At 69.8% G+C, this 16,306-nt stretch carries 21 protein-coding genes; 11 read left to right on the top strand and 10 right to left on the bottom strand.

Annotation, left to right across the window (positions count from 1 at the left end):
* The 3 genes from AOK24_RS04615 to AOK24_RS04625 all read right to left on the bottom strand — a co-directional run.
* Positions 1-828: response regulator (locus AOK24_RS04615; RefSeq protein WP_159051796.1), on the bottom strand; the 828-nt coding region annotated here is incomplete at its 3' end.
* Between the two features lie 257 nt (positions 829-1,085).
* On the bottom strand, positions 1,086-2,159 hold the full coding sequence (locus tag AOK24_RS04620) for a C40 family peptidase (protein WP_055718778.1): 1,074 nt from the start codon (positions 2,157-2,159) through the stop codon (positions 1,086-1,088).
* A gap of 287 nt (positions 2,160-2,446) precedes the next feature.
* Positions 2,447-3,226, bottom strand: coding sequence for a class I SAM-dependent methyltransferase (locus AOK24_RS04625; RefSeq protein ID WP_055718779.1), 780 nt, complete (start codon positions 3,224-3,226; stop codon positions 2,447-2,449).
* A 228-nt stretch (positions 3,227-3,454) separates the two neighbouring features.
* Here AOK24_RS04625 and mshA point away from each other — a divergent pair, with 228 nt between their 5' ends.
* Together mshA and AOK24_RS04635 are read left to right on the top strand one after the other, a co-directional pair.
* On the top strand, positions 3,455-4,783 hold the full coding sequence (mshA, locus tag AOK24_RS04630) for a D-inositol-3-phosphate glycosyltransferase (protein WP_055718780.1): 1,329 nt from the start codon (positions 3,455-3,457) through the stop codon (positions 4,781-4,783).
* Positions 4,776-5,261 (top strand): type III secretion system chaperone family protein, encoded by a 486-nt coding sequence (locus tag AOK24_RS04635; RefSeq protein ID WP_055718781.1) that lies wholly within the window; start codon positions 4,776-4,778, stop codon positions 5,259-5,261. Before mshA ends, AOK24_RS04635 begins: the two co-directional genes overlap by 8 nt.
* Before the next feature lie 31 nt (positions 5,262-5,292).
* On the opposite strand, the gene AOK24_RS04640 is transcribed toward AOK24_RS04635, so the two are convergent.
* From AOK24_RS04640 to AOK24_RS04655, 4 genes are all read right to left on the bottom strand, one after another.
* Positions 5,293-5,643 (bottom strand): hypothetical protein, encoded by a 351-nt coding sequence (locus AOK24_RS04640; RefSeq protein ID WP_055718782.1) that lies wholly within the window; start codon positions 5,641-5,643, stop codon positions 5,293-5,295.
* Between the two features lie 224 nt (positions 5,644-5,867).
* Positions 5,868-6,509 carry a class I SAM-dependent methyltransferase gene (locus tag AOK24_RS04645; RefSeq protein WP_055718783.1) on the bottom strand — a complete coding sequence of 214 codons (642 nt, stop codon included), beginning with the start codon at positions 6,507-6,509 and terminating at the stop codon, positions 5,868-5,870.
* A gap of 94 nt (positions 6,510-6,603) precedes the next feature.
* The gene (locus AOK24_RS04650) at positions 6,604-7,524 is read right to left on the bottom strand and encodes a DMT family protein (protein ID WP_055718784.1); all 921 of its coding nucleotides are present in this window, start codon (positions 7,522-7,524) and stop codon (positions 6,604-6,606) included.
* Between the two features lie 90 nt (positions 7,525-7,614).
* Positions 7,615-8,034 carry an ATP-binding protein gene (locus AOK24_RS04655; RefSeq protein WP_055718785.1) on the bottom strand — a complete coding sequence of 140 codons (420 nt, stop codon included), beginning with the start codon at positions 8,032-8,034 and terminating at the stop codon, positions 7,615-7,617.
* A 153-nt stretch (positions 8,035-8,187) separates the two neighbouring features.
* Between AOK24_RS04655 and AOK24_RS04660 the strand changes: the two genes are divergently transcribed.
* The 5 genes from AOK24_RS04660 (at position 8,188) to AOK24_RS04680 (ending at position 10,815) form a co-directional block, all read left to right on the top strand.
* Positions 8,188-9,042, top strand: coding sequence for a helix-turn-helix domain-containing protein (locus AOK24_RS04660; RefSeq protein WP_055718786.1), 855 nt, complete (start codon positions 8,188-8,190; stop codon positions 9,040-9,042).
* Between the two features lie 11 nt (positions 9,043-9,053).
* Positions 9,054-9,254, top strand: coding sequence for a DUF397 domain-containing protein (locus AOK24_RS04665; RefSeq protein ID WP_055718787.1), 201 nt, complete (start codon positions 9,054-9,056; stop codon positions 9,252-9,254).
* 168 nt (positions 9,255-9,422) lie between these two features.
* Complete coding sequence (locus AOK24_RS49555; RefSeq protein ID WP_063799395.1) at positions 9,423-9,968, top strand: hypothetical protein; 546 nt, start codon at positions 9,423-9,425, stop codon at positions 9,966-9,968.
* A 32-nt stretch (positions 9,969-10,000) separates the two neighbouring features.
* Complete coding sequence (locus tag AOK24_RS04675) at positions 10,001-10,462, top strand: hypothetical protein (RefSeq protein ID WP_055718788.1); 462 nt, start codon at positions 10,001-10,003, stop codon at positions 10,460-10,462.
* Positions 10,459-10,815, top strand: a complete 357-nt coding sequence (locus tag AOK24_RS04680) for a hypothetical protein (RefSeq protein ID WP_055718789.1) — start codon at positions 10,459-10,461, stop codon at positions 10,813-10,815. Before AOK24_RS04675 ends, AOK24_RS04680 begins: the two co-directional genes overlap by 4 nt.
* A gap of 51 nt (positions 10,816-10,866) precedes the next feature.
* Here AOK24_RS04680 and AOK24_RS04685 read toward each other — a convergent pair whose 3' ends face one another.
* Positions 10,867-11,412, bottom strand: a complete 546-nt coding sequence (locus AOK24_RS04685) for a GIY-YIG nuclease family protein (protein ID WP_055718790.1) — start codon at positions 11,410-11,412, stop codon at positions 10,867-10,869.
* Between the two features lie 188 nt (positions 11,413-11,600).
* Here AOK24_RS04685 and AOK24_RS04690 point away from each other — a divergent pair, with 188 nt between their 5' ends.
* Positions 11,601-11,963, top strand: coding sequence for a hypothetical protein (locus AOK24_RS04690; protein WP_055718795.1), 363 nt, complete (start codon positions 11,601-11,603; stop codon positions 11,961-11,963).
* Between the two features lie 32 nt (positions 11,964-11,995).
* On the opposite strand, the gene AOK24_RS04695 is transcribed toward AOK24_RS04690, so the two are convergent.
* Positions 11,996-12,757: a phosphoglyceromutase gene (locus tag AOK24_RS04695; protein ID WP_055718791.1), complete on the bottom strand. Its 762-nt coding sequence runs from the start codon at positions 12,755-12,757 to the stop codon at positions 11,996-11,998.
* Positions 12,758-12,894: 137 nt separating this feature from the next.
* On the opposite strand from AOK24_RS04695, the gene AOK24_RS04700 reads away from it, so the two are divergent.
* Positions 12,895-14,142, top strand: a complete 1,248-nt coding sequence (locus AOK24_RS04700; RefSeq protein WP_055718792.1) for an MDR family MFS transporter — start codon at positions 12,895-12,897, stop codon at positions 14,140-14,142.
* Between the two features lie 11 nt (positions 14,143-14,153).
* Positions 14,154-14,924: a protein kinase family protein gene (locus AOK24_RS04705; protein ID WP_055718793.1), complete on the top strand. Its 771-nt coding sequence runs from the start codon at positions 14,154-14,156 to the stop codon at positions 14,922-14,924.
* On the opposite strand, the gene AOK24_RS04710 is transcribed toward AOK24_RS04705, so the two are convergent.
* Positions 14,909-15,748 carry an isocitrate lyase/PEP mutase family protein gene (locus AOK24_RS04710; protein ID WP_055718794.1) on the bottom strand — a complete coding sequence of 280 codons (840 nt, stop codon included), beginning with the start codon at positions 15,746-15,748 and terminating at the stop codon, positions 14,909-14,911. The genes AOK24_RS04705 and AOK24_RS04710 overlap by 16 nt on opposite strands.
* 353 nt (positions 15,749-16,101) lie before the next feature.
* Here AOK24_RS04710 and AOK24_RS52210 point away from each other — a divergent pair, with 353 nt between their 5' ends.
* Positions 16,102-16,230, top strand: coding sequence for a hypothetical protein (locus tag AOK24_RS52210; protein WP_276206817.1), 129 nt, complete (start codon positions 16,102-16,104; stop codon positions 16,228-16,230).
* Positions 16,231-16,306: the final 76 nt, after the last annotated feature.

The raw sequence follows: 16,306 nt of genomic DNA on the forward strand, positions 1-16,306 counted from the left end.
CCCCGGCCGGTACCGCGCGGCGAACCGCAGCGAGGCGCCGTCGAGCAGCGGCGTGGGCAGCAGCCCGCGCTCCAGCCGGGCGTTCTCCTGGGCCCTCAGCTTGCCTTCCGCGAGCCTGCGCTCGGCCGCGTCGGAACGTTTCCGCTCGACGGCGTACCGGATGGCCCGGCTCAGCAGCCGTCCGTCCAGCTCGTCCCGGAAGAGGTAGTCCTGCGCGCCGACCCGTACGGCCTCGGCGGCCCGGTCGGCGTCGCCGGAGGCGGTCAGCGCGAGGACGGCGTGCCGGGGCGCGAGGCGCAGGACGTGGCGCAGGACGGCGAGTTCGTCCTCGTTGCCGTCCTCGCCGCAGCCGGGGGCGGGCAGCGCGAGGTCGAGGAGGATGCAGTGCACGTCGTCCGTGAGCAGCCGCTCGGCCTCGGTGAGGTTGCGCGCGGCCCGGACCCGGATCGACTGCCCCGCGGAGTCGCGGAGGTCCGGGACGAGGGGGGTCGCGGCGGGGTCGTCCTGGATGAGGAGAAGGGTGAGCGCGGCGGGCGCCACGGCCTCCGGGGCGCCGGGTACGCCGATGGGGCTCGCGGGGCCCGGAGTGCCGGGTACGTCGACGAGGCTCACGGAGTCGCGGGCGCCGGGTACGCCGGTGAGGCCGCCGGAGGCGGAGGCGTCAGCGGTCACGCCGGCGGCATCGGGGCTCACACCGCTCGCGGGAGCGCCCGGCATCTCGGCGGGCGCGCCGTCCTCCGGCGGAACCGTCGGCCGACGGGACTCGGTCTCCGCCTGACCACACTCCACGGCCGGGATCGCTCTCTGCCGCGGTACGGGTACGGGCATGTCTAGGGTTCCTTCCCCTCCCCCCGAGGGCACGGCGGTGACGAGGGACTCGTCCCACCGAGCGGGACCCTAGCGGCAGAAAGCGCCGGAGCGGAATGGTGTACGGCACCCAGGTTGATCTCAAGTCAATGGCATATGCCGCGTTCCGTACCGCAGTTGGGCAGTGCGGGTGAGGTGCGGGAATGACGAACGTCACGTCCCGGCGGGGTTTCGGATCAAGCGCGCGTGCCCTGCGTCACGTAACCCGGTTCACACCCCTACGCGTCCGGCCGCACCACCCCCAGGATCGGCATCGACCCCGCCCCCGCGACGGTCACCGTCCGCCCCGGCCTCGGCGCGTGGACCATCTGCCCCTCGCCGATGTACATCGCGATGTGGCTGGCGTCCGCGTAGTAGACGATCAGGTCTCCGGGCCGCATGTCCTTGATGTCGACGTGCTTCAGCTGCCGCCACTGCTCCTGCGAGGTCCGGGGTATCGCCGTCCCCGCGCCGGCCCACGCCTGCGAGGTGAGGCCGGAGCAGTCGTACGAGAGCGGCCCCTCGGCGCCCCATTCGTACGGCTTCCCGCGCTGCGCGAGCGCGTACGCGACGGCCTTGGCGCCCTGCGTGGTCGCGCCCGCCGCGCTCCCGTCCACGACGCCCGTGTTCGCGTCCAGCCACTTCGTCTGCGCCTGCTGGGCCGCCTGCCGCTCCAGCTCGGCGAGGCGCTCCAGCTCCTCCTTCTGGAGCTCGGCCTCCAGCTTCTTCGCGGCGGCGATCTGCTGCTCGACGCGCTTCTGCGCGGCGGCCTTGGCCTTGCGGCCCGCCTCCAGCTTCTGCCACTGGACGGCGGCGTCGCGCGCGTACTGCTCCAGGTCCGCCTGGACCGTCGTCAGCTGCTCCAGCAGCCCCTTCGTCGCCTTCTGCCCCTGGGCGACCCGGTCCGCGCCGTCGAGGAACCGGGAGGGGTCGTCGCTGAGGATCAGCTTCGCCTCGTCCGGCAGGCCGCCGCCGCGGTACTGGGCGCGGGCCGCCGCCCCCGCGCGGTCCTTCAGCTTCGCGAGCCGCTCCCTGCCGTCGACGATCCGCTTGGCCAGCGCGACGATCGTCGCGGACTGCTCCTTCGAGGCTTCCTCGGCGGCGTTGTACGCGTCCGTGGCGACCGCGGCGTCGTGGTACAGCGCGTCCAGGCGGGCGCGTACGGCCTGGAGGTCCTTGCTGGGCGCGGGGGTCGCCGTGACCGTGGGTCCCGGGTCCGGGGCCGCGAACGCCGTCGCCGGAGCCCCGAGCACCACCACCGCGCAGACGACGCCCACCGCCGTGGCCACCAGGGTGCGCTTCCCCGTCCCCATACCGCTTCCCCCAACTGATTTACCGTCAGTAACTTACGGATGCCCGGTGGATCGTGTCACGCCCCGACCGAAAACGACAGGGTTTGTACGCCCTTGCCGCCACGAGACCTCCGTTGCCTGTGTGACGAACGGCGCGGCGGAGGTGTTCCCTCCGGGCGTCACACGATGGAGTGAACACGCCGGGGCCGGGAGTTGGGAGGGGCACTCGGACACCGGTTCGCGCACGGGCATCGGCGGCACCGAGTCACCGGGGCGCCGGTTCGCGCGCACGCACCGGCCAAACCGAGTCACCTCGGCGCCAACGCCCCCCACTCCACGGTCACTTCACCCTGCCGCCACCGCCGTACCCCGTCCACGACCGGCCACGCCCCCGCCAGGTCCCGTACCGCCCTGATCCACCGCTGCCGCGCCCCGTACGACGCGTACGGCGCGGCGGCGGCCCAGGCCCGGTCGAAGTCCCGCAGGAACGCGTGCACGGGCTCGCCCGGGACGTTCCGGTGGATCAGCGCCTTGGGCAGCCGCTCGGCGAGGTCGGACGGCCGCTCCAGGGACCCCAGCCGGGCTGCGAAGGTGACGGTCCGGGGCCCCTCCGGGCCCAGCGCGACCCACACGTGCCGCCGCCCGATCTCGTCGCAGGTCCCCTCGACGAACAGCCCCTCCGGCGCGAGCCGCCCGCAGACCCGCGCCCACACGCCCGCGACGGCGTCCTCGTCGTACTGCCGCAGCACGTTCGCGGCCCGCACCAGCACCGGCCGCCCCTCCACCGGCACCTCGAACCCGCCGTGCCGGAAAACGAGCCCCTCGCGCGCGTACGGCTCGGCGGCGGCCACGCGCGCGGGATCGATCTCGACGCCCACCACGCGCGCGCGAGGCGCGACCTCCCGCAACCGGGCGAGCAACTCGACGGCCGTCCAGGGCGCGGCCCCGTACCCCAGATCCACGGCAACCGCGTCCTCGGCGCGTCGCAGCACCGCGCCGTGCGCGTCGGCGATCCAGCGGTCCATACGCCGCAGCCGATTGGGATTGGTGGTCCCGCGCGTGACGGTACCGACGGGACGGGGGGTCATGGTTACGAGGGTAGGCGCAGGGGCCGAGCGACCGTCGCCGCCCGCTTCCCGCACGGGCCAAGTGGCCGTCGCCCTCGGCTGCCCGCACGGTTGAGACGTAAAGGTAATGATTCGGAAAAGTATCCGCCCCGGGAATTCGTCTCACCCCCTCCGCTGTTGCCCCCTTGGAAGGCGCGCCAGCCTGCCTCTGTCATGCCCGCAGCACTGCCAGCAAGGAGGAAACGCCACGTGAGCCAGTACGTCAGCCGGCTCGGGCGTCGCTCCCCGGCCACGACCTCGCGGCTGCGGCTCCCGCACCGCAGGCCGCGCCGTGTCGCGATGCTCTCCGTGCACACGTCGCCCTTGCACCAGCCCGGCACCGGGGACGCCGGCGGGATGAACGTCTACATCGTCGAGCTGGCCCAGCGCCTCGCGGCGATCAACATCGAGGTGGAGATCTTCACGAGGGCTACCACGGGTGGCCTACCTCCCACGGTGGACCTTGCCCCCGGGGTACTAGTACGCCATGTGGACGCGGGCCCCTACGAGGGGCTCAACAAGGAGGACCTCCCCGCCCAGCTCTGCGCCTTCACGCACGGCGTCATGCAGGCGTGGGCGGGCCACCGGCCGGGGTACTACGACCTCGTCCACTCCCATTACTGGCTCTCAGGTCATGTCGGCTGGCTCGCTGCCCAGCGCTGGGGCGCCCCCCTCGTCCACGCCATGCACACCATGGCGAAGGTCAAGAACGCGAACCTCGCCGACGGCGACACCCCCGAACCGGCGGCACGTGTCATCGGCGAGACCCAGATCGTCGACGCCGCCGACCGGCTGATCGCCAACACCGCAGAGGAAGCGGCGGAGTTGGTGCACCACTACCACGCCGACCCCGCGAAGGTCGCCGTCGTCCACCCCGGCGTCAACCTGGACCGCTTCACGCCGGGCGACGGCCGAGCGGCGGCCCGCGCACGCCTCGGCCTCCCCCCGGACGCCCTGATCCCCCTCTTCGCGGGCCGCATCCAGCCCCTGAAAGCGCCGGACATCCTCCTCAAGGCCGTCGCCGTCCTGCTGGACGCCCGCCCGGAACTCCGTACCCGCGTCGTCGTACCGATCGTCGGCGGCCCCAGCGGCAGCGGCCTCGCGAAGCCGGAGGGCCTCCAGAAACTCGCTTCCCGCCTCGGCATCGCGGACGTCGTCCGCTTCCGACCCCCCGTCGGCCAGGCCCAGTTGGCGGACTGGTTCCGCGCGGCGTCCGTCCTCGTCGTCCCCTCGTACAGCGAGTCCTTCGGCCTCGTCGCGATAGAGGCGCAGGCGACGGGTACGCCGATCCTGGCGGCCTCCGTCGGCGGCCTCCCCGTCGCCGTCCGCGACGGCGAGACCGGCTTCCTCGTCGACGGCCACGACCCCGCCCGCTACGCCCGCGTCCTCGAACGCTTCGCGGACACACCGGAGTTGGCGCCCCGCATGGGCCGCGCCGCAGCCGTCCACGCCCAGCGCTTCGGCTGGGACACGGCAGCAGCGGCCACGGCCGACGTCTACGCCGCCGCCGTCCAGCACGTACGCTCGCACCATGGCTGACCCGCACGAGGTGATCGAGACGGCGCTCCGTGAAGCGGGCGTCTCCTGGGAGTCCCCCGAGCCCGGCACGTACGTCGCCGAACTCCCCGGCACCCGCAAGCTGAAGACCACGGTCTCCCTCCGCGTCGGCCGCCACTCCCTCTCCCTGAACGCCTTCGTCATCCGCCACCCCGACGAGAACGAACCGGCCGTCCACCGCTGGCTCCTCGAACGCAACTTGAAGCTGTACGGCGTGAGTTACGCGGTGGACCCCCTGGGGGACATCTACGTCACCGCGCGCCTGCCCCTGTCCACGGTCACCCCGGACGAGATCGACCGCCTCCTCGGCCAGACCCTCGAAGCGGCGGACGGCGCGTTCAACACCCTGCTGGAACTGGGCTTCGCCTCCGCGATCCGCAAGGAGTACGCGTGGCGGGTGTCACGCGGCGAGTCGACCCGCAACCTCGACGCGTTCAGCCACCTGACGAAGCCCAGCTGAAGGCCCCAACTCCCTTGCCACGTAAGGCAGTTCACGCGCCCACCTCGAACTCGTCCAACCCGAACGGCGCGCCCGGGTACGTGTACGGGTAGTCGATCCCCAGCGCCGCGAACTCCAGCACCCGGCGGCGTTCCTTCTGGCGCCGCAGGTTGTACGCGACCCTCGCCTGCTCCTGGCGCTCCGCCTGCCGCCGGAAAATCTCCGCGGCCTCTTCCTTTGACGGCGAGGTCCAGGGCCGTGACCAGGGGCTTTCCGGGATGACGGGCTCGGGGGCGGGCGCGGTGGGCGCAGCCGCCTTACGGCGTTGACCCGTCCCGGGAAGGACGAGGGAGAGCAGGGTGCGCAGGCAGGCGAAAAAGGCGTGCGCGATAGAATGGCGCATGGCGACAGACTCCTTCAAGTGCTTGTCGTCACGGCCCCATCAGCGGAGTGTTACCAGCACTCCGAGCCCTGATGGGGCCACTGTTGTCTTGTTGCGTATCACGCTAGCACCAAGATTCGCTCCGCAAAGCGAAAACGCCAGATCTTCTCGACCAAGACTCGCTGAACTGCGGTCAGTTGACGATACGTGAGGGTCACTCCACTTCACTAAGGCAGACGCGCCGCTCACAACTCCCGTGCGTCCAGCACGTCGTAGCCGATGAACTCGAACATGCTGACGCCGCTTGCCAGTTGGCGTGTCTCCCCCCGGTACCGATGCGCCCCCACCCCGTGCTCGACCTCCGGCCCCGACACCCACACCGGCTCGAACTCCCGCTCCTCCAGCCACTGTTGGAGCGGCGTGCCGAAGTGGCGCGTACGGGTCCATACCAGCGTGCCGCCGGTTCGGCAGAGGGCCGTGCAGTGGTCGATGATGCGCTTCATGTCGGCGCGGACGACGTTCCCGAGGACCCCGCACACCATGACGACGTCGGCGGGCGCGAAGTCGGCGTAATGGTCGGTGAGGGACGCGTCCCCGGTGACGACCTCGACCCCGTCGAGCCCCGCCTCCGCAGCCAGCTCGCGGGCGAACTCCGTGTTACGCGGGTCCAGTTCGACGAGCCGGGCCGACACGTCCTTCCTCCTCGGATGCTCGGCCAGCACCTCGATCAGGTCCCGCCCCTGCCCCGCACAGAGACTCACGACCCTCAACTCCCCTTCCGGGGCGGCGTCGAGGGCCTCGCGGAGGCGTTCCTTCACCAGAACGAGGCGACTTGAGAGGTAGGAGTCGGGGTTGTCGTACGCGTCATGCCAGGTATGCCAGTCCATGCGCCCAGAACATACGTCCGCCGATCTCCCCGAGCACCTGATTAACCCAGCTCAGGCAACTCCCCGGGCGGGAGCACCCCGTACGCAGGACCCGCTAGCCCCGCTCCCCCGCAAGCTCCGGCTCCCGGTCGGCGGCCCCGTCCGAAGCCGCCCCCTCCTCCGACCCGAACCACGCCACAGCCACCGCCCCCGAAACCGCCAGCACGAAACCGATCACCGCGAGCCAGGCGAACCCGGGCCGGGAGGAGTCACCCAGCCACCAGACGCCGATCATGCCGGGCAGCACGGTCTCGCCGACGACCAGCGCGGCCGTCGCCCCGTTCACCGAGCCGATCTGAAGCGCGACGGTGTGCAGGTACATGCCCCCGATCCCGGCGACGAGGATCGCGTACAGCGCCGGGTCACCGAGCAGCGCCCCCAGATCGAACGGGTCGATCCCGTTCAGCACCCGCACACCCACCCCGAGCGCCCCGAACCCGAGCCCGGAAAGCAACCCAGCAAGAATCGCGGCACGCCCCCCGAGCAACCGCACCACAACCGTCCCGCCCACCATCAACAACACAGAGATCGCGAGCAGCCACCAGTGCGTCGCGATCGGCGTACGCCCACTCCCCTCCGGCCCCGCCGCACTCGCCAGCAGCACCAGCGCCGAGCACACGACCCCGATCGACGTCCACTCCGCCCGGGTCAGCCGAATCCCGAGCAACTTGACGCTGAGCACAGCCGTAATCACCAGATTCGCACTGATCACCGTCTGCGACAGAAACAACGGCAGCAACCGAGCCGCCAACGCCCCCAGCCCGAACCCCACAAAATCCAGCACCGTCCCGACAATGAACTCCCACGTCATCGCCGCCTGCGCGGTCGACGACAGACTAGGCCCCCCATGCGCGGTGACCTGCCCCCCAGCCGCCACCTGCCTCCGCGCCGACTTCCGGGACCCGACAGCTTGCAGCACGGACCCCGTGCCGTAACAGATCGACGCCACGACGGCCGTCAGCAGTCCTACGAGCACCGGGCGCTCCGTTTCGGGGGGTGGTTCTTACCTGTTCCCCCTGCCAGACGAACGATCGGCCGCCTGCGTTGCGTGATCCCCGACTCCGGTTCAGCAGACCCCTCGCCCACCCGCCACGAACTGGAACCACACGTCCTTCCCCGAAGGCGCCGGCGTCCCGTAGATCCGCGTCCCCCACGAGTCGGTAAGACTGTCGAGCAGAAACAGCCCCCTCCCGCCCTCGCAGAGGTCCACAGCACCGGGGGTGGACAGGCTGCACGGCAGATCGTCCCGCACGAACACCGTGACGCTCTTCTCGGTCACCGCCGCTCTGACGTACACGAGCCGCGTCCTGGTGTGCCGGTACACGTTGGTAACGACCTCGCTCATGCACAGCCGCGCGGAGTCGACGAGGGTTTCGTGACCGGTCGTACGGAGGAGGGCGGCGAGCTGGTCGCGGAGGAGAGCGGCGGCGAAGGAGCCGTTGGCGGCGATGAGGCGGACGGTCAGGGGGGTGGAGGACGAGGACATGGTGGGGTCTCCCAACGCGGGCGTCCGTTGCGTGAGAAGCACCGTAGGGTAAATAGATATACCGGTACAAGCATTGACCAGAGGTTGACGCCCTCAGGTGGAACCATGGGACCGTTGGCGACACACGCAGAGCAGACATAGGGGAAGGGACTCATGCCGCCCAGAGACAACCCGACCGTGCGTCAGGCGCGTCTAGGCGCTGAGCTGCGGAAGCTACGCGAACGAGCGGGCAGGGCGGCAAGGGAGGCAGGCGGACTGCTGTCCGTCGACCAAGCCAGGATCAGCCATGTGGAATCGGGCCGGATCGGGATCAGCGAGGAGCGGATCCGGCGGTTGGCGGCCTTCTACGAGTGCGACGACGAGCCGCTGGTCGAAGCGCTCTGCGCCATCTCCCGCGAGCACCGAGGGCAGTTCTGGTGGGACGAGTACCGAGGAATCCTCGCCCCTCGGTTCCTCGACATCGCAGAGTTGGAACACCACGCGGTCGAGCTTCGTTCGTTGCAGACCGTCACCATTCCCGGCCTGTTCCAGACCGAGAGCTACGCCCGCGCGCTGTTCTCCACTCCTCTGTCGAAACTAGCCAGCAACGAGGTCGAGAATCGCATCGAATACCGGCTCAGGCGTGCCGCGATCCTGGACCGGGACGAGCCTCAGCCATTCACAGCCGTCATCCACGAGGCCGCACTTCGTATGCGGTACGGCGGCAGGAAAGTGGTCCGGGAACAGCTCGAACACCTCATGGAGGTGTCCCACAGACCTGCGGTCACCGTGCATGTCATCCCGTTCACGTGCGAGGAGTTCATTGAGGTCACGCATCCTGTCGTCTACGCGAGCGGGGTCGTTCCGCAGTTGGATACCGTCCAGATCGACACCATGCTCGGAGGCCGTTATCTGGACGCGGAGGCCGACCTGAGAAGGTTCGCGAGGCTGCTCGACATCGCCAAGCGCGAATCGCTAGACCCGGAGGAGTCACGGCAACTCATCCACCACATCGCACGGGAACTGTGAGACGCACCAGCATGAGCGCACCCATCCAATGGCAGAAGTCGTCGTTCTCCGGGGAGGGAGGCGAGGACTGCGTCGAACTCGCCCACCACGACGGCCACATCCTGCTCCGCGAGAGCGACAACCCCACCGAGATCATCACCACCACCCCCGCCAAACTCGCCGCCTTCCTCGCAGGCGCGAAGGCCGGCGAGTTCGACCACTTCCTGAACTGACCAGCATCGACGTGCACGAACCCCGCCCCCTCCCTCCCCGCCATGCTCCAGCGCTGGGCAGCCCTCGGAAACGACGGCTTCCTGGAACGAGTAATCCCACCCGCGTGAAGTACTTGACGTACTTACACACCCGAGGCACCCCTGTTCCACAAGGCCCGGGAGGTCGCTATGCCCGCCGTACATTTCGAGAACTACACCGAAGCCCGCACCCATCTGAAAGAACTTCTCGACGCCGTGGTCGACGCCGAGCGGCTGCGCCATCACCTGTCCTCGATGTGTCCGTCAAAGGCGGAGGTCGTCGCGGAGGCCGGAGGATGGTCAGTCTTCATCCCCGGGCTCCCCGTCACGGCCGACGGCCCGACCTTCGACGAGGCCGTGAACGAGATGGTCGACGCCTTGCGGGAGTACGCGGACGACTGGCAGGAACGACTCCGCCTCGCACCCAACCACCAGGACAACTGGGGCCTCGTACAGCTGATCGCCCTGAGCGACGACCGTCAGCTCACGGACTGGCTGGTGGACGTACGAACCGCCACTGCACGACAGCCGCGTCCTGCGAACGCGTCTCCCACCCCGTCGACCGCACGGTCTACGGCGCCGCCCTGTGGAGCCACATCCTCCGCGACCAACCGACGGTCACCGAGGACGAGTTCTGGTCCTGCGTCCTGGACGGCAAACTCCCCGGCCGAGGAACCCCGTCCCCCTCCGAGTTGACTTCGGAACACATTCCGAAGTACCGTGCCGTTATGTCCACCCTGACTGTTTCGTTCTCCGACCTGTCGAAGAACTCCAAGCGGGTTGCCGACAGCGTCGAACGAGCCCAACGCGTTCACGTCACCCGCCGTGACGGCGAAGACCTGTATCTGACCACCGAACGCCACGACCGGCAGCGCGAGGAGACGGCCGACGTCACCGCCCGGCTGTTCACTGCACTCATCAGCAGCGACGAAGGGGCCCGAGCTGTCCTGGTAGCCCTGCCGGAGGTCTTTCCGTGGGCCCGCCACCTCTCCGCCGAAGAGGTGCGCGAGTTCGTCGTCGACCTCGTGAACGCCACCAGTGACGCCGTCGAACTGGACGTGCACTCCAATCTGCACCGGGTCATCGTCGAGTGGCGCGCCACCGCGAGAATCCTCGCGGACCCCGAACTGACAGCACAGCTCACCGCCCCTCTCCCCGACGAGGATCACGGCGAGGTACCCGCTCCATGAGCCCCAAGCGCGGCGACGACGTCCCGCCACCACCGGTCGGCACCGAATGGCGCCTGCGGTTCGCCACGAACGAAGCGGCGAAGGGCTGGGGCGACCTGTGCGCGGAAGCCCCGGGCAACACTCGGCGATGTTACGAAGCGTTACGGAGTTCCCCCGGCTCCGCGAACGACCCCGACCGTCAGCACCGGCTCCGTGGCCGCCTCGCAACCGGCACCCTGGGCGGCACCGAGTACCCGCAATGGGAGTACGAGGTCACCGCCGGTGGCCGGGTCCGCTACCTCGTCGACGAGCCGCGTCACACCGTGCACCTTGTCTACGCGTCCACCCGGCACCCCAAGGACACGGACAGCTGAAACGGCCCCCTCCTCGCAGAGAAACCACAGAGAGGGGGCCCGTCCGACGGCCTACGAGCTGATAGGCAACTCTCGTGCTCGCCGGCGTGCTTGGGCTCGTATCTCCTTCAGGCGACTGTGGAACGCGTTATGGCGGTTCTGGTGCAGGTTCAGCGGGAGGTCGAGCTGGGAGATGAGCTGTGACTCCAGGTCCCATGGTTCGCTCTGCCCAATCCAGCACACTCGCGCGTTGTCCGCCATCCACCGACTCAGGGTGGCTTCGCCGGCCTTGCCGAAGGTCATCCGCTTGCCGCTGCCCACACGGCGCAGCTCAAGGCCGAGCAGGCATCCGAGGGTAAGCCGCAGCGTCGAGCCGGCCGCGTTGCCTCGGTAGTGGTAGCGCACCCGCTTGCGAAGGTTCTGCGTGCTGGTCCGGTTCACCATGAACCGCGGGGCTATACCGACGTACAGCAAACGCCCAGCGTCCAGGTCGGGGTGGGGCGGCTGCTCGAAGTGCCACCCGTAGACCCCTGCCGCCGCCGGCACAGGGCTCGGACGAACCAAGACCTCCTGCGCCGACCACAATTGATCGGGACTGACGAGAGCGGTAGCTTCCACGGCATCTCCAGGCGCGTGACGGCTGATCGTCGCAGGCTACTGGTCGCCGCTGACAGACCGTCCCTGGCCTACGCAGCTGCGTGACATCAGCTTGGGAAACTGAGGTGATCCAGAGCTCGCTGCGGCCTTGACCTGCGGCGAAGGGACGAAGACTGGCTGCTGTACCGCACGATCCAAACGGGGTGACCATGGAACGGCATGTGCTGGAATCGCTGTTGATCGGTGATGACGAGGCGTCCGTGCTGGCTCTGGCCGCCCTCCGCAGCGGCGCCCCCTACTCGGTGGAGGAGCGGGTACAACCCACTGGTGCGCATGCCGGAGTCTTCAGCCGCCGACTTCAGCGCATGCGGATGCGCGGATTCGAACCTTCTGGCCTGGCGCGAGCAGTGCAGCTCATCAGGGAATATGGCCGGCCTGTGCGCACAGCGCTGATCGATCCTGAAAATCGGACACGGTTCACCCTGCTCTTCCTCACCGAGGACGGCAGCGCACTCGTGGCCTGCGCCAGCTGGCCGCTGCCGCTGGTTGTCAGGAAGCCCCCTCCCCGCTAAGAATCCGCAGAGAGGGGGCCAGTCAGGCGTGGTTACTTCTTCTTGCCCTGGTTCTTGACCGCCTCGATCGCAGCCGCAGCCGCCTCGGGGTCCAGGTATGTGCCGCCCGGGGTGAGGGGCTTGAAGTCGGCGTCCAGCTCGTACGCCAGCGGGATGCCCGTCGGGATGTTGAGGCCCGCGATGTCCGCGTCGGAGATGCCGTCGAGGTGCTTCACGAGGGCGCGCAGGGAGTTGCCGTGGGCGGCGACGAGGACCGTGCGGCCGGCGAGGAGGTCGGGGACGATGCCGTCGTACCAGTAGGGGAGCATGCGGACGACGACGTCCTTGAGGCACTCCGTGCGGGGGCGCAGCTCCGGGGGGATGGAGGCGTAGCGCGGGTCGGCGGACTGGGAGAACTCCGTGCCGTCCGCGAGCGGCGGGGGCGGCGTGTCGTAGGAGCGGCGCCACAGCATGAACTGCTCCTCGCCGAACTCCGCGAGGGTCTGCGCCTTGTCCTTGCCCTGGAGGGCGCCGTAGTGGCGCTCGTTGAGGCGCCAGCTGCGGTGGACGGGGATCCAGTGGCGGTCGGCGGATTCGAGGGCCAGCTGGGCCGTACGGATCGCGCGCTTCTGGAGGGACGTGTGGACCACGTCGGGCAGGAGACCGGCGGCCGTCAGGAGTTCACCGCCGCGGACCGCCTCCTTCTCGCCCTTCTCGTTGAGGTTGACGTCCACCCAGCCGGTGAACAGGTTCTTCGCGTTCCATTCGCTCTCGCCGTGGCGGAGGAGGATCAGCTTGTACGGTGCGTCGGCCATACGTCTGAGCGTAATCGAAGGGTTTGGGACACCGCGCCGCACGGTGCATTGACGGGATCTGTTAATCGTCTGGCTCCCGGAACGCCGCCTCTCGTAACATACGATCACCGCTTGCACCACTTACATCGGGGGTCCCCATGTCCATCGCGTCCCTCAGACGCGCCGCCCGCGAGAGCGTCTCCGGCCTGCCCCGCGAGTTCTGGTGGCTGTGGACCAGCACGCTGGTCAACCGCCTCGGCGCGTTCGTCGCGACGTTCATGGCGCTGTACCTGACCCTCGACCGCGGCTACTCCGCGTCGTACGCCGGTCTCGTCGCCTCGCTGCACGGGCTCGGCGGCGTCGTCTCGTCCCTCGCGGGCGGCGTGATGGCGGACCGGCTCGGGCGGCGGCCGACGCTGCTGATCGCGCAGCTCTCGACGGCGTTCTCGGTCGCGCTGCTCGGCTTCGTCACCGATCCCGTCGCCATCGCCGGGGTCGCGTTCCTGGTCGGCGCGGCGAGCAACGCGTCGCGGCCGGCGGTGCAGGCGATGATGGCGGACATCGTGCGGCCCGAGGACCGGGTACGGGCGTTCTCGCTCAACTACTGGGCGATCAACCTCGGGTTCGCCGTCTCCGCCGCGGGCGCCGGGCTGATCGCGGAGGTCAGCTACCTCGCCGGGTTCCTCATCGAGGCGGGGATGACGTTCGTGTGCGCGATCCTCGTCTTCCTCAAGCTGCCGGAGTCCCGGCCGGCGCCGAAGGCCCAGGCTGCGGGGGAGGACGTCTCCCTCGCCACGGTCGTACGCGACCGGCGCTTCATGTCCCTCGTCGGGCTCTCCTTCCTCGTCGCGCTGATCTTCCAGCAGGGGTCCGTGGGGCTGCCGGTGGCGATGGGCGAGGCGGGCTTCTCGCCGGCCGACTACGGAACGGCGATCGCGGTGAACGGCGTCCTCATCGTCGTCCTCCAGATCCCCGTCACCCGTTTCATCGAACACCGCGACCCTGTACGGCTGTTGGTCATCTCCTCCGCCCTCGCCGGGTACGGCTTCGGCCTCACCGCCTTCGCCGGGTCGGTCGGCGTCTTCGCCCTCACGGTGTGCGTCTGGACCCTCGCGGAGATCGTCAACGCCCCTACCCAGACAGGGCTCGTCGTCCGCTTCTCCCCCGCCCAGGGCCGGGGCCGCTACCAGGGCATGTACACCCTCTCCTGGTCCGCCGCCGCCCTCATCGCCCCCCTCATGTCCGGCCTCGTCATCGACCGCCTGGGCGCGGACTGGCTGTGGGGGGTCTGCGCGGTGGTGGGTACGGTCGCCGGTGCGGGGTACTGGATGCTGTTGCGGCGAATCCCCGCCGAGGGCAAGGCAGTTGAGGCGGGAGCCGAGCCGAAGGCGGTCGTGCAGCAGTAGCGGAGGCGCTCGTGTACCACTGGGACGACTTGCCCCCGGCCGCGCGCCGGGCGGTGGAGGAACGCACGGGCCGGGTACGGGAGTTCGAGCCGAGGACCGGACGGCTGCTGGCGGTGACCGTGCGCACCGCCGCCTCGGCCGTCTTCGTGAAGGGCGCGCCGGACGACTACCTCCAGGTCCACACGCACAACCGCGAAGCGGCGGTGAACCCCTGGCTCCCGATCGCCTCCCCTCGCCTCAAGTGGCGGGTACGGGCCGGTGGTTGGGACCTCCTCGGCTACGACCACATCCCCGGCCACCCCGCCGACCTCGCCCTCGGCTCCCCCGATCTCCCGCTCGTGGCAAGGGCGTTGCAGGAGGTCCACAACACCCCTCGCCCCGGCGTGGAGTTGAGGAACGCCGAGAACCGCTGGGGCTCCTGGGTACGCGACGCCGACCCCCAACTCCTCGCGGGCGACACCCTGTTGCACACCACCCTCACGCCGGACGACCTCCTCGTCGGCGACCGCGCCCACCTCGTCGGCTGGTCCCAGGCCACGGTCGGGGCCGCGTGGATCGACCCCGCCGTGCTGATCCTGCGCCTCATGGCCGCCGGACACACCGCGTACGACGCGGACTTGTGGGCCCGGCGACAGTTCCCGGCGTGGGCGGGGGCGCCGCGCGCGTCCGTCGACGCGTTCTCCGTGGCCAACTCCCGTGTGTGGCAGGCGATCGCCGAGGACGAACCGGCGATACGGATGGCCCGGGCCGCCGCGGAATGGGTCCGTCACCGGCGTTCGTAGAGGGCGTTGATCTCGTCCTGCGGGAGTTGCGCCGAAGCGTAGGTGAAGGTGCCATGATCGGCCAACTCCCGCGCTGCGTCGACGAGTTGGCGATACATCGTGCGCACGATGCTCCCCCCGACCGTAACCCGCCGCACCCCCAGCTCCCTCAGGTCCGCCATCGACAGCCCGCCGCCCGTCAGGCCCATGACGACATTCAGCGGGCCCTCGATCCCCCGGACCAGCGCGCCGATGCTCTCCGCGTCCGCCGCACCCGGCACGAACGCGCAGTCGGCGCCCGCCGCGAGGTACGCGTTGGCACGGTCGATCGCCTCGTCGAGGGTGCCGCCCGCGAGGAGGACGTCGGTGCGGCCGACCAGGGCGAAGGGGCTGTCGCTCGCGTCGACCGCTTCCCGGGCCGCGCGAACCCGTTCCACAGCAAGCCCCTTGCCATACAGGGGAGTTGCCCGATCCCCCGTAAAGTCCTCGATGTTGCCGCCCGCCGCCCCCGCCGCGATCGTCAACTCAATGGTCTCAGCGACCAGTTCGGGGGACGCCCCATACCCGTCCTCCAGGTCCGCACTGAGCGGCACACCGACCCCGGCCGCCATCTCCGCGACCCGGCCCAGCATCGTCGTACGGTCGACACGGCCCTCGCCGTAGCCGTGGTCCGGCCTGCCGAGGGAGAACGCGATACCCGCACTGGTCGTCGCGACCGCCGGGAAGCCGGCGGATTCCAGGAGGCGGGCGCTGCCGATGTCCCACGCGTTGGGAAGAAGAAAACAGCCGTCCTTCCGGTGCAGGTCGACGAAGTCCTGGGCACGCCGGTGCTTCTCGGGGTCCATGTGGTCCTTTCTCTGCCGCGACTGGGTCGACCGTATGCCTCCGCGGACAGGTACGGCGGCTGTATTCCGCACGGTCCGGGACACCAGTGCGCCAGCAGCACCCATGCCCCCGCACCTGTCCGCGAGCACCGGGCGACGGCCCTGTCAGTGGTGGCGGCTACCGTGGCCGTACTGCGCGGTGCGTACTGGCGGAACTCCGCGGAGGTGCTCGCGGGCGGGGTGCTGCTCGATGCGCCCGCGCCTCAAGAGGGGGAGTACAACGAGGAGTTCATGCCCGAGCCCTGCACCGTGTCGCCGGCTACCCCGCGTGGAACCAGCCCTCGCGGTGGCCGAGTTGTGGGCGCGGACACCGGATGGAGCACCTGCTGAGCGTCACCGGGGACGAGGAGCTGGACATGGTGATGGGGGACTGCGGCGGGGTGTACCTGTTCGTGTGCCGGGAGTGTCCCGGGTGGCCGTACGCGTACCGGTACGACTGCTAGGCGGCCTCACACCTCCCCAGCCGCACCCCCGAAAAGCACCCCACGTACACCCCAAGCCCCGTACGCACGTCCGATC

It is taken from the genome of Streptomyces niveiscabiei, from assembly GCF_001419795.1.
Classification (GTDB): Bacteria; Actinomycetota; Actinomycetes; order Streptomycetales; family Streptomycetaceae; genus Streptomyces; species Streptomyces niveiscabiei.